Raw genomic sequence first — 14199 nt, 5'->3', positions numbered from 1 at the left:
TATGGAACTACTAGTTGTCTCTATACGTTTATTCAACCTAAAACTTCCTTTCTTTCTCTTTCTATCTAGACTTAATTTACAATGTGTAAGATAATTAACATTGTATAAAAAAGATTATAATTGGAAATGAAAATTTTGCAATTTACAATATATCTCAAAGTGTAAATTAGTTTACACTTAATCTGCTTGTGTTGTTTAGTTGGGAAATATAGTACATTATTTAAAGAATTTGTATACTTAATTCTAAAAAGAAAGGATAAGTAAAATAATGGATAATAACAAAGATCATATAGATCCCAGAATTCTTCGTACACGGCTGTTGATAAAAGAAGCTTTTGTTGATTTGCTGCAGGAAATGGATATCGAGAAAATGTCTGTTAGCCGTATAGCGGAGCGCGCTACAATTAGTCGTGTCACATTTTACCTGCATTATCGTGATATACCAGATATGTTAGAAAAGATGGCTGATGATATGATAAAAGATATTCAGCGTGCGATAAACGGTCAAGTAAAAGAGAGTTTCTCTAAAGATGCAGATTGGTTGATGTTGATAAGGCTGCTTGATCATATTGCGGCACATGCTAAATTTTATAAAAGTACTTTAGGTTCGAGGAGGGCCCCCATCTTTACTGAACGTTTGTCAAATATGCTAACTGAACTAATTACTGAAAGGTTAGAGGACTTAAAGAGTGAAAATATTTTATATAAAGAAGGAATTCAAAAAGATATTGTTATTTGGTACGGATCTTCAGCTTTGATAGGCACTATAGTTTCTTGGCTACGAAAAGATATGCCATATACACCCCATTTTCTCGCAAAGCAGTTTTACATCCTGGTTCGTAACCAAGATAAAAATTCTTAATTGGCTATTATTGATTTTCCGGATATCTTCCAGTGATAAAAAAACTTTCTGAACTAAACCAGCTAATAGTTTGTTAATACGCTCCAATAAATTTGTACAAAATAAATAAACTTTTAAATTTAAGAATTAATCATTTAGCAAAAAAACATGGAAAAATAGAAGATTATTCAATCCATCTCTGGTACATTGAATAATTCTCGGCAATGATTACTCCTGAAATTTAGGGAATCTATTTTTTAACATTCAAAGCAGCTGTTTATATTTGCAGGAGTTAGTCCACTTATTTAGGAATCTGCTACATTCAAACAAGTGCTTTATTTGAATAAAAACATCTATCAGAGACCAGTTATATATTGGTCTTTTCTATTAGTCACAAAGTGACAGAGATAGCCTTTTATAGAAATAGGCCATACCAAAAATACAAACTAGACTGCTTCCAACATATAGCCCAATAAACTATAAGCAGTTGCCCTGTTTTTTTATGGCTTAAAAAGACGTTAGATCATCATATGAAATATGTTTACTAAATAAAATATACAATAAGCCATATATTTTTCTTTTTCTTTGGTTGTTCATCATCTATCCAAGCGTTGTCAGATTAAGTATTTAATAATATTGCCATATTTCTAAGATAGGCTTTTTAGTCCAAGTAGTATAATTGATATAAGAAGGATTTGCGGCATAAAATGAAATAATTGCACCATTCAACTTGAAAACAATTATATCCATCATGTAATCCAAAGTGCGATTTCGTTATTTGAATAGGGGGATGAACATGCAGGCACATGAACTGATGAAAACAAATGTGGTTAAAGTAAAGATGCAGGATAGTGTACGTGCAGTTATTAATAAATTTATTCATTATAATATTAGTGGCCTTCCTGTAGTAAACGATCGAAATGAAGTGGTAGGCTATATAAGCGATGGAGATATCATGCGATTTATCGGCAAACATAAGGATGTTGTTGTAGACTGGTTCCATTTTGTCACCGTTATTCAAGGGGATGACTATAAATTTGAAGAAAGAGTGAATAATATCTTAAATTTGAACGTGATGGATATTGCCAAAAAAACGGTTCAAAAGGTTGGTTGGGATGAAGAAATAGAAAATGTAGCAGCCGTTTTAGGAAAAAGAAAAATAAAAAAGTTGCCTGTTGAAAAAAATGGGGTATTAGTGGGCATTATTAGCCGGGGAGATGTTATTCGAACCATTTTTAAAGAATTATTATAAGCTTCGAAAAAAGTATCCTCTTCCTAAAAGAAATATCGACCATTTATAGTGGATGAAAACATTAGAAAAAAATAGGATGGGCTAAAACCATTCTCTTAGCGTATAATTTTTTATTTTTTGTATATATTGTATCTATATGGGATGTTTTTTTAGGGAGGAATAAAGATGGATAATACAATAAATTACCACAAAATTATAGATGCAATAAATCAATCAATGGATATTATAAAAAATGAACAAATAGAATCAAGTGTTCTTGCTGAACTCTTAGAAGCTCAGCAATCGGTACAGCAAGCAATGTCTTATTCTCTATCCAAAGACAATGGATACTAAAAAACGGAAAGCGCCATAAATAGGAGATGCTGATAACGGCAAAATACTAATAAAGAGGGTGCCCAATATAACGAATTATTTGGACACCTTCTTTTTTCTTGATTGTTTGAAGAAACTTTACTATTATATATAAGATATACTTTTTTAGTAGATAGCAATAAAAAAATAGATGCGATTAGTAAACAAGTTCTCTCTTATTAATATATGAGAGGCTATTTTATTTTTGGAGGGGTAACATGCAAAACAGCATGCCGTTTGATGTTTCAAAAACAGAATCTTTTTATGAAAAGCTTGGGGAATGGATTGGGGATGTATTTTATGACATTCTCCCAGAGGCAGGGTATGAGGAGAGAGATGAACAAATCTTTATGGCTTTTCAATTAGAAAAAGCGTTTAAAGAGAAAAAGACTATTTTTGCTGAAGCTGGTGTAGGGACAGGAAAAACATTTGTGTACTTATTATATGCTATTTGTTATGCACGCTATATGAATAAGCCGGCAATCATTGCATGCAGCGATGAAACGTTGATTGAGCAATTGGTTAAAAAAGAGGGAGATATCGCAAAGCTAGAGAAAGTGCTGAATTTAAATGTAGATGTTCGTCTAGCAAAATCTCGCAATCAATATCTTTGTTTAAATAAATTGGATAAGCAGATTACTTTAGAAGATACATTTAATACGATTTATGATAATCTTCCCGATTTTGTTCATGGATCAGGTTCGATGCAACTCTTTGCCCCATACGGTGACCGTAAAGACTATCCAGAACTTGGGGACGATGATTGGAATGAAGTGGCTTGGGATTCTTTGCAAGACTGTTTTACATGTGATAAAAGGCATCGATGTGGACAAACATTGCATCGTGACTATTACAGAAGCGCCAAAGATTTAATTATTTGTTCTCATGATTTTTATATGGAGCATATTTGGACAAAAGAGTCGCGCAAAAGAGAAGGGCAGCTGCCTTTGCTGCCTGAGAGCTCATGCGTTATTTTTGATGAAGGACATTTGCTTGAATATGCTGCACAAAAGGCATTGACATATCGTTTAACAGAACAAAACTTAGAAAAACTATTAACAAGATTAATGGCAAACGATGTGCGTGAAAAAACATTAAATATAATGGAAGATACCATTTATCAAAACGAACAATTTTTTACTGAATTAACAGCTGCATCTTTTCAGACTAGCGGTTCAGATAAACAAGAGATTACAAAAACGGACAAGGTAATGCGAGAAGGCAGAAGACTTGCCAATTTAATTTCTGATTTAGAAGAAGAACTTGTGTTTGAAAGTGAAATGTATGTTATTAATGAATATGAATTAAAGGTAGTGGAGGAATATTTAGAACAGATTTCCCATTCTTTAGGATTGTTTCTAAAAGAGATGAATGGTATAACTTGGTTTGAAGAGCATAATGGAGAACGCACATTAGTAATTATGCCAAGACTTGTTAAGGATATTATGAAAGAAGATGTTTTCAGCCAGAAGAAGCCAATTGTTTTTTCTTCTGCTACTTTGTCTGAAAATAAATCTTTTGATTATATGGCAAATAGTTTAGGTGCAAGTGACTATTTATCCTTTTCTGTCGATTCGCCGTTTGATTATGAAGAAAATATGAAAGTTTATGCTTCTTCTTTCAACAAAGAGGACAACTCTCAGAAACAAAACTATTGTTATGAAAATATAATAAAAGCACATGGCAGATCTCTTGTGTTGTTTAATAATAAAGAAGATTTGCAGCAATTTAAAGAAAACTTGCCAACCGATTTGTCTTTCCCTGTATATTTTGAAGGAGAAGGAGAAATTAGCAGCCTTGTATCCAAATTTCAAAATGAAGAAGAATCTGTTTTATGTGCGGTTAATTTATGGGAAGGCTTGGATGTTCCCGGAAGATCTTTAGAAAATGTGTTTATCTTTTCTTTACCATTTCCACCGAACGACCCTGTGTATAAATCCAAAAGAGAAAATAGCGGAAATCCATTTTTAGAAGTGGATATGCCATATATGATATTGCGGCTTAGACAAGGAATCGGCCGTTTAATTCGTACTAGCACAGATAGCGGTGATGTACATCTTCTATTAGATGATAATACAGAAGAAATAGTTGAAAATGCTGTTTTGGCTGCATTGCCAGTAGAGCCGGTGAACGGTATTTAAGAAAATATTGTACTGCCTGGGATTATACATTCAGGCAGTTTTTTATGGCTGCTTATATAAATATGGTAAGATAGTTTTAAAGACAAGGCTATATGCATAAAACATTTCTAAATGTTTATGCATATAGCCTTTATGATAAAAGGGAGGATGGTAGAATTGGGAAATGCGATGGTAGCTCTTGAAAATGAGTTTTTAGCATATGTAAAAAAGATAAGTGCTTATAATGAAGCATTGGCATTAATTTATTGGGATTTGCGAACTGGTGCACCCAAAAAAGGAATTAATCAACGAACAGAAGTAATCGGTGTATTATCTTCTGAAGTATTTAATCTCTCCACATCCAAAGAAATGGAACAATACATAACAAAATTATCAGAAAAAGAAACACAAAAGAATTTATCGAAAACAACGATTAAACTTATCGAGGAAGTAAAAAAAGAGTACGAACGCAATAAAAAAATTCCTGCAGATGAATACAAAGAATATGTGATGCTTCAGTCTAAGGCAGAAAGCGTGTGGGAAGAAGCAAAAGAAAAGGCTGATTTTTCCTTATTTCAGCCCTATTTAGAAAAATTAGTCGAGTTAACTAAGAAATTTATCCATTATTGGGGCTATGAAGGAAACAAATATAATACACTCCTAGATATGTATGAACCAGGCGTAACCGTTGATATACTTGATCAGGTGTTTTTTGAATTAAGGGGAAAAATTGTTCCATTAGTTCAAAAAATTTCAGAAGCAAATAATCATCCCAAAACAGCTTTTTTATATGAGCATTTTCCAAAAGAAAAACAGCATGCTTTTAGCATGGAAATATTAAAGCAGATTGGCTATGATTTTGAGGCAGGAAGACTAGATACAACCGTTCATCCTTTTGCGACAGGCATCAATACAGGAGATGTAAGGATTACAACAAAATATGATGAATCTGATTTCCGTGTTGCTGTTTTTGGAACCATTCACGAAGTTGGCCATGCACTATATGAGCAGAATATTTCTGGGAATTTAACTGGTACGCCATTGGCAGACGGAACTTCTATGGGAATTCATGAATCACAATCTTTATTTTATGAAAACTTTGTAGGGCGCCATAAGGCTTTTTGGAAACAAAATTTTGAACGATTAAAATCATTCAGCAATGGTCAGTTTGATTCCATTTCAATAGAGGATTTTTACCGGGCCATTAATGAATCAAAGCCATCGTTAATTCGTATTGAAGCAGATGAATTAACATATCCTCTTCATATTATTATTCGTTATGAATTGGAAAAAGCTTTATTTAATGATGAAATCGAAGTAAAAGATTTGCCACAGATTTGGAATGAAAAGTATCAAGCTTATTTAGGCGTAACGCCGAAAAATGATGGTGAAGGAGTACTGCAAGATGTGCACTGGGCAGGTGGAAGCTTTGGCTATTTCCCATCGTATGCTTTAGGCTATATGTATGCAGCACAAATAAAACAGGCATTGTTAAAAGACATTCCACAGTTTGATGAGTTATTAGAACAAGGAGATCTCCTTCCGATTAAGAAGTGGCTGAATGAAAAAATTCATCAATATGGAAAAATGAAAAAGCCTTTGGAAATTATTGAAGATGTAACAGGAGAAGGATTAAATCCTGATTATTTAATCGAATATTTATATGCTAAGTATCATAATGTGTATAAATTATAGGCTGTTTTCTAAAAAAAATTTGTTTTTCGGATAGTTTCCAGGAATAAATACATGGTTAAAACAGGTTGATGGGAGTGAAAGGTGCGAGACTCCTGTGGGATTAGCGGCAGGCGATACGCCGAGGAGGCTCACCGCCCGCCCCACGGAAATTAACCTACTCCTTTAAAAGCAACAAAGTGTAAGAAAATAGCCAAATTATAAAAAATAAAAAGGATGTGCGCCATTTGAATGAAACAAAGCGAATGGCACACATCTTTTTTGTTCTTGAGCATGTTTTTTACCAAAGCTGATAGCCGCTGCTGCCAGTCGGTGCATGCTGAATCATGGAGTATAAAGGAATGGCATAGGCAATAATAATAACAAAAAAAGTAATGCCGATCCAAAGAAGCCAATTTTCTAGAAGAAGAAGAAGGGGTTTTTCATCATGCACGTCCATTGTTGCAACAGGAAATTCTTGTATGCCTTTTTCTGCAAAAAAGGCTAAATAAATAACGATAAAGAGAACAAGCAGTATACTAATAAACAAGATGCTGCCGCCAACAGCTTGTGCCAGTTGATAGCTTATCCATTTCTTTGCTTGCGCTGCTCCGCCGTAGTCTGTAAATGCTGTTCTTCTAGGTGCACCTAAAAGCCCTGCAATATGCATGCTTCCTGACATAATTGTCATGCCAATTGCCCACGATATACCCTGAATAATAGCAAGACGATTTAGTTTTTTTGTTAAGATGCGGCCAGTTAGATGGCCAATTAGCCAATAAGATACGCCAAAAAAAGTTAAGGTGACAGTTGTTGATATGGTCAGATGAAAATGTCCTGTTATCCAAGTGGTATTATGGACCACTGCATTCATTTGATTAGATGCATTAATAATGCCGCCAGCGCCACCAGGAATAAAAGCAAGCATTCCTATAAAAGGAACAACAAATCTGGCATCACCCCAGGGGAGCTGCTTAAACCAGCCAAATAGTCCAGCATCTTTTTTGCTTCGGGCGAATGATTCAAAGGTTGCGAACATAGAAAAGGCGGTCATTAATGAAGGAATAATCACAACAAAAGTTAAAAAAACTTGGAAAAACTTCCAACTATGACTTATTCCTGGTTCCATGAGCTGATGGTGAAAACCTACAGGAATAGAAAAAATTAAAAATAATAAAAAGGCCAAACGCGCTAGGGAGTCAGAATAAAGCCTCCAGCCGATTACTTTGGGAATGACAACATACCAAGCCATATAGGCTGTGAGCAGCCAAAAATACACCAGAGGATGGCCAAAATACCAAAACAGAGTGCGGCTTATTACTATATTTATAGTGGAATGCCACCCGAGTGACCAAGGAATCATCTGGAAAACAATACTTCCCGTTACACCAAAAGAAGCTATTATCCACATGATGGAATTAACAACTGCCATAAAAGTTAAGAGGGGACTAAGTATGTTTTTATGTGTTTTTTTCCATATAGCATAGTGAAGAATGATTGCTATTCCTTCCAACCAAGTCCCAATAAAAAAAAGCGCTAATCCAATATAAAAGATAGCATGAGCCTGTAAGGGAGCATAAAAAGTGTATAAAACAGTTGCTTTATTCAGTAATATCATCCATGCGGCCATAAGGGTGCCTATAAGCATAAGAAAAAAACCTGTCCAAGCGAGTAGCCGTATTTTTTTAGAGAAAGTTCCAGCAGTTCTTGAAACAGCTGCAAACATAAAACCAAAAATAAAAAAAGTGGTAAAAACCAGTGCTAAAAGAACACCGTGTACGGTTAATATTTGATAATAGCTGATATTAAAGGGAAGCACTACTTTCCCCGTTTTCACAAGAACCTGCAATAGTCCAGCAAAACCGCCAATCGCAAGTGCTAAAAAGGCAAGGAAAAGGTGGGTTTTTATTAATTTTCCATCTTTTGGATCGATTAAGTAAATACTTTTCATGCGTCAACCACCTTTAATATTCCACTCATATAATGATGGCCATTTCCACAATACTCATTGCATAGAACAAGGTATTCTCCTTTTTTGCGAAATGTTGCAATTTTTTCTGTTACAAGGCCTGGTTCAAGCATTAAATTAATATTCGTTTCAACCACTTCTAAGCCGTGAATCACATCTTTAGATGTAGCAATTATTTTGACTTTTGCACCGACAGGGATTTCTACTTCAGAAGGGGAGTATTGAAATACAGATGCCACAATTACTAATTCATAATCCCACTCTTTTTCAGATACTTTTTTTAAGCCGGGTTTATTAAATGGTGCTGTTTCATCTGTTTTTTTCGGATCAACTGTTTCTATGGCTGCTGCATGGTGATGCCCAAATGTGAAATTCTGCAAAAATAGAACAGAAAGAAACAGGAGTAAAGTTACTCCTCCAGTCATTAAAATAATCTTTTCTAACTTATGTACTTTCAACTCTTTTTCCTCCTATAAATTACAAACGATATAAAAAAACAACATAAATAAGGCTCCATAAGAATATGATGGTGCCAATAAGCAAAATAAGTAAACTAAATGTACCAAAAAGAGAAGAAGAAGGAAGTATATATTTTTTCTTTTTCAGCAATCAGATAACACCTCGAATCTACGGTTATTGATAATATTAATTGACTCTGCCAGTAAATTTTCCTGAAATGAACGAAAATTTGCGGGTAAGCAAAAAGAATTGTTTAGAAAATGGTTTGATTTATTTTTAACAGAATAAATAAAAACTTGCTAGTTAAATAGAAAAAATTCATAAACTTGTCATAGGCTGCTGCTTTTTTCATAAGTAAAAATGAGGGAAACATAAAATGTATATTTAAATTTATCACAAAAAATCTGATTAATAAATATACTACTATATGCCGAATAAATAGTGGATGTGAAAGTATGGAGAAGTTTTATTGTGAATACTGTCGGATACTTTATAATGAAGAAACTACCTGCTTAAACTGCGGAAAAAAGGTAGAAAAGAAATTAAAAATTGAAGTTCACTATCAAAATACACAAAAAAATAAAATGGAGCAAGATGAAACACTGTAGGTGCAGACGGTTGAAACGCTTGTATTTAGTTACTGTACATTTTAATCATGCCTAATATAGATAAAATCTAGATTGTTTGTAGCCGAAAAAACAAGCGTTTTGTCCAACCCATATAGGAATACATAGGATATAGGAATAAAGGCACTATCCTTCTATCATTAAAATAACATTTAAAGTTCCAAGCTCATTTAAAGAGATTGGCAGCTGAAGCGCTTTGTCAAAACCATACATTTTTGTTTCTCCAATAAGGACAGTTGGTGGAGTGATATCCATTTCAATGCCATTTTGTGAGACAAAGGTAGATAAATTTCCAACAATCATATTGCCGAGTTCACCAGAAAAAGACTCTAACATTTCACCTTCCAACAGCATGCCAAACATCGTTTCCCCTAGTTTGCTAAAAACATGTTCATTGCCGTCAATGATAATTCTGCCACGCAGATCTCCAGTTATACCTATTAATACACCAAGAGATTTCTGTAAAAAAGGAGCTGAAATTTGTAAAGGCTTGTGAATGGAGATTTCAAATGGGAGAACACTTTTGACAGATTCAATAGTCCCGTTTAATATTTCTGTTGCACTTTTTGTTAATGTCATTTTTACATTCCCCCAATTAATCAATTAGCTTCATCTTATCATACTTTTATTGCCTATATGTAAAGGCATATGAAAATATTATTTGAAATTTTTCATTATTTTCTCTCTAATCCTATATTATTATTCAAAACAATACCATCTATTTGACTATGTGAAAAGACCTAATTTTAAATATTTATTGTGAAAAATATTCTCAATGTGGAAATTATTTATAATGAAATTTTACAATGGTTTCTTTATAATAGAAATGCACAGCAACTCCTTCAAAACAGTTTAAGGATGCCTAAGTTAGTTAGGGCATCCTTTTTTTGTTGAAATAAATGAAAAATTCAAAAAAAACAATAGGACATATTGAAAATGATTATCGTTAATGATACAATCTAATTGAACTTGATAGTTATTCTCATTAACAGAAAGAAGGGATAATCATGTTAGTTGTATCTATCGGGGTAACCATTGCAAGTTATTTATTTGTAATGAAGTATGTTTTAAATAATACGACAAAATCAGTCCATCAAAAATAATATAATTAAATACATAGTATGTTAAATGAAATCCAATTTTAAAAATTGGATTTTTTTGTTTTTTAATCTCACACTAACAGCCAGAATCTTTAAAAGGTTTGCTGCAAAGAATTTAATTGGGGAAAAATGCACTGCATGATGGAAGTTCGATTTTGTAAACAATTAGATCATAGAACATGGTAAAATAGAGAAAAAAGGAGGCAACTATGGTTCTAACAACTAGTTCGGTCCAAAACCTTAATCGTTTAGCAAAACTTCATCAGCTGTATTTACAAGAAGAAGATGTTCTTTCCGCCAATCGAATAAAAGAGCTGCTAAAAAAAGCATATTCATCAGAATTTTCGATTAGTTTTTGTGGACATTATTCTGCGGGGAAATCTAGCATGATAAATGCTTTAATGAATAAACCTATTTTGCCGGCAAGTCCTATTCCAACTTCCGCTAATTTAGTTCGTATTCGCTCTGGCAATAATACAGCAAAAATCACCCTTCATAATGGAGAGGCATTTCTTTATCAAGAGGTGGCTAATCTAAAGGAAATTCAAAGCTATTGCAAAAATAGTCAAGATGTGAAAGAAATAGAAATTTGTTTATCAGGAATTAATCTGCCGGAAAATGTTTTATTGATGGATACACCTGGCATTGACAGTACAGATCAGGCTCACTTATTGGCAACTGAATCAAGCATCCATTTGGCAGATCTTATTTTTTATGTTGTCGATTATAATCATGTTCAGTCAGAAGTGAATTTGGAGTTTATGAAGCAACTAGTTACGGGCGGCAAAGAAGTAGCGCTTATTGTCAATCAAATGGATAAACATCAGGAGACACAATTAAAGCTAGCAGACTTTAAAGAAAGCGTTCGGAGAGCTTTTCAATCATATGGTGTACCACTTGTTAAGATCTTTTTTACAAGTGTCAAAGATAAAAACTGGCAATATAATGATTTAGGAAAATTGCAGCAATACATAAAAGAACAAATGGACAATAAGCAGGCTATTTTGCCCAAAACAACCGAGCAATCCTGTTTGAAAATACAAAAAGATCATCAGCTATTTCGGGAAAATAGAAAAAAAGAGCAGCTGACGCCTTATTTGAATCAACTATCTATGTTGACAGAAAAAGAACAGCTCGCATTGGAAGAGACGCTGGATAGGAAAATAATGGAGTTAACCAAACGGCAGAATGCTGCCAGTGAAACATATAAACAATGGGAAACGACGATTTTATCAACTATTGAAAATGCCTATATGATGCCATATCAAAATAGAGAACTTGCTAGAGCTTATTTGCAGACAGAGCAGAAGACGTTTAAAATGGGCTTGTTTACTACTAAACAAAAAGTGCAAAAAGAGAAAGAAAAACGATTGGTTCACCTTTTAGAACAATTAGAACATACTACAAAAATTCAATTATTGTCTCCATTGATTGAATTTTTCGAACAAACTGCAAATGATTTTGAAAACGCAAACATGGAAGTGATGGAAAAAGTAAGAGCGTGGGAATCTCCAATTGGAGGTACGTCCCTTACACAGCTTGTTAATGATAAAGCGGATTTGTCTGAAAATTATCTTCTTGTTTATTGTGAAGAAGTGGAAAAATTTATTAAAAGAAAGATAAGAAAAGAAGCCATCCAGCTATTGGCGATTATTGGAGAGGATTTTCAAAAAGTTAATGCAAATAAAACAAAGGAGCTTCAAAAAGAAATAAAGGGATTAGAAGAGTTAATTGCCGCAAAAAATAATAAACAAAAAATAATAAAGATTTGGGAAAAGTCAGAGAAACAAGAATGCCGATTGCTTCACGAACAAACAGAAGATTATCCATTATTTTTAGACTTGATCAAAGAAAACAAAGCAAAACCTATTACGGGATCTATACTTAAAGCAGTCGAGACAAAAGAAATAATGCCTACTCTAGAAAAGGCAATAGAACACAAATCCATACCTGAAAAAAACAAAGTGTTAAAACAATTGCAGTTTTTAACTGAGCAGATAAAAGAGATAAAAGGTTTTAAGCAAATAGCGGCAAATTTACAAAAAAAAGCAAATAGCATCATCAATAAACAATATACCATTTGTTTATTTGGAGCATTCAGTGCTGGAAAATCATCCTTTGCCAATGCTTTATTAGACTATCCGCTACTCCCTGTCTCGCCTAATCCTACCACCGCTGCCATTAATAGGATTGTTCCAGTAGACAATCAACATCCACATGGGACTGTTATTGTAAAATGGAAAAATGAGGAGCAAATTTGGAGTGAAATAAAAGAACAGTTGCAATTATTTAAAAAAACGGCGGCAAATTTAACGGAAAGCATTCCGGTAATCGGGGAAATAATGCAAACACAAACAGCAGATTTTCCGGCAATCATCCGGTATTTTCAATTCTTTTTGCAAGGTTATGAAAAAAACAAGGCATTATTAGGAGGGGAAACGCAGACAGACTATACACAGCTTGAACGTTATGTTGCGTTAGAAGAAAACTCCTGCCTAATTGCCAATATTGATGTTTATTTTGAGTGTGAGTTTACAAAAAAAGGCATGATATTAATTGATACACCAGGCGGAGATTCCATTAATACAAGGCATACAGAAGTTAGTTTTGAATATATGAAAGAAGCGGATTCGATTATTTATGTTAGCTATTATAATCATTCTTTTTCTAAAGCAGATAAATCCTTTTTGATGCAGCTAGGCCGTATGAAGGATGCGATGGAAACAGACAAAATGTTTTTTATTGTTAATGCGATAGATCTTGCACAAGATGAACCGGAAATACAAGCAGTGACACAATATTTAACAGATCAGCTGCAATTGCATGGCATTCGAAATCCCAAAATTTCTTCTGTATCTAGTTTGTATTATCAAGATAAAAGCTTTAGCGACAGAATGATTCATTTTAAAGAGAAACTTTTTGCTTTTATTGAAGAAGATTGGACTGCTATGATGCTTCGTTCTGCAAAAGCCGATTGCGAAAAGACAGTAGAGCTTCTTCAAAATTTTGTACAATCTGTCCTTGAAAAAAAAGCAGAAAAACATCAGGAAGCATATCGCCTGCAAGAAGAACATCATGAAATCGCCGCCATTATCCAAGGGTTTGATACAAATTATTTGCAGAAGAAAATTCAGATGGAAATAGAAGAACAGCTTTTTTATGTAAAACAGCGGATGTTCTTTCGTTTTAATGATTTTTTAGTTGATGCTTTTCATCCTAGCCTATTAAAAGGAGAGGATAAAAACAACGAGCTGCAAAGGGCATTGGATCAATTTTTAAGAACCTTTAGCTATGAAATGGAACAAGAGTTAAGGGCAACTACTTTGCGTATCGAAAATTTTTATGCCAAAAAACAACAAGAAGCTTTTTATGGGGTATTAAATAAGCTCCATGAAGTAAATGAAGAAATTGTGCTGCAGTTTGATGAAACGTCTGAATTAGATGCAAAACTGACTTTTCATGCGCCATTTCGAGAAATGGAATACTCTTTATTTAAAAAAGCTCTTGCTCATTTTAAAAATCCTAAAGCTTTTTTTGAAAAAAATGAACGAAAAAAATTAGGGGATGAAATTCAGCAAATAATGGATGAACATAGTCAGAGCTACATGAAAAAGGAAATAGCGTCGCTTGGATTTGTTTATCTAGAGCAATGGAATAAGGAAACTATTCAGAAACAAAGCGAGTTCCTTCTTCAAGCAGCAGATTATTATGAAGGTAAAGAGGCACTTTTTACAGAAGAAGAACAGGTTGAAAAAATAGTAAACATATTAAAGGAAATAAAAGAAATACCAAATGCGTAAAATGGAAAAA

General features: G+C 33.6%; 10 protein-coding genes. 7 read left to right on the top strand and 3 right to left on the bottom strand.

Annotated elements, in window-relative coordinates; translation table 11 throughout:
- Window positions 1-268 precede the first annotated feature (268 nt).
- From CWS01_RS08390 to CWS01_RS08375, 5 genes are all read left to right on the top strand, one after another.
- Window positions 269-862, top strand: a complete 594-nt coding sequence (locus CWS01_RS08390; RefSeq protein ID WP_101176741.1) for a TetR/AcrR family transcriptional regulator — start codon at window positions 269-271, stop codon at window positions 860-862.
- A 775-nt stretch (window positions 863-1637) separates the two neighbouring features.
- Window positions 1638-2093: a CBS domain-containing protein gene (locus tag CWS01_RS08385; protein WP_101176740.1), complete on the top strand. Its 456-nt coding sequence runs from the start codon at window positions 1638-1640 to the stop codon at window positions 2091-2093.
- 165 nt (window positions 2094-2258) lie between these two features.
- A complete protein-coding gene (locus tag CWS01_RS22305) occupies window positions 2259-2426 on the top strand; it encodes a hypothetical protein (RefSeq protein ID WP_157827603.1) in 168 nt (55 codons plus the stop codon).
- A gap of 236 nt (window positions 2427-2662) precedes the next feature.
- A complete protein-coding gene (locus CWS01_RS08380; protein WP_101176739.1) occupies window positions 2663-4585 on the top strand; it encodes an ATP-dependent DNA helicase in 1923 nt (640 codons plus the stop codon).
- A 147-nt stretch (window positions 4586-4732) separates the two neighbouring features.
- Complete coding sequence (locus CWS01_RS08375; protein WP_328588905.1) at window positions 4733-6259, top strand: carboxypeptidase M32; 1527 nt, start codon at window positions 4733-4735, stop codon at window positions 6257-6259.
- 277 nt (window positions 6260-6536) lie between these two features.
- Here CWS01_RS08375 and CWS01_RS08370 read toward each other — a convergent pair whose 3' ends face one another.
- Window positions 6537-8186, bottom strand: coding sequence for a b(o/a)3-type cytochrome-c oxidase subunit 1 (locus tag CWS01_RS08370; protein WP_101176738.1), 1650 nt, complete (start codon window positions 8184-8186; stop codon window positions 6537-6539).
- Complete coding sequence (locus tag CWS01_RS08365; RefSeq protein ID WP_101176737.1) at window positions 8183-8662, bottom strand: cytochrome c oxidase subunit II; 480 nt, start codon at window positions 8660-8662, stop codon at window positions 8183-8185. The genes CWS01_RS08370 and CWS01_RS08365 overlap by 4 nt, the downstream gene beginning before the upstream one ends.
- 456 nt (window positions 8663-9118) lie before the next feature.
- Between CWS01_RS08365 and CWS01_RS22630 the strand changes: the two genes are divergently transcribed.
- Window positions 9119-9271, top strand: a complete 153-nt coding sequence (locus CWS01_RS22630) for a hypothetical protein (protein WP_168714370.1) — start codon at window positions 9119-9121, stop codon at window positions 9269-9271.
- A gap of 144 nt (window positions 9272-9415) precedes the next feature.
- Here the strand turns inward: CWS01_RS22630 and CWS01_RS08360 are convergent, their stop codons facing one another.
- Window positions 9416-9868, bottom strand: a complete 453-nt coding sequence (locus tag CWS01_RS08360; RefSeq protein WP_101176736.1) for a chemotaxis protein CheX — start codon at window positions 9866-9868, stop codon at window positions 9416-9418.
- Window positions 9869-10598: 730 nt separating this feature from the next.
- Between CWS01_RS08360 and CWS01_RS08355 the strand changes: the two genes are divergently transcribed.
- Window positions 10599-14189: a dynamin family protein gene (locus CWS01_RS08355; protein ID WP_101176735.1), complete on the top strand. Its 3591-nt coding sequence runs from the start codon at window positions 10599-10601 to the stop codon at window positions 14187-14189.
- Window positions 14190-14199 lie beyond the last annotated feature (10 nt).

Source organism: Niallia nealsonii (genome assembly GCF_002835805.1).
In the GTDB taxonomy this organism is placed as follows: Bacteria; Bacillota; Bacilli; order Bacillales; family Cytobacillaceae; genus Niallia; species Niallia nealsonii.
This window is presented reverse-complemented; position numbering and strand designations above follow the sequence as displayed.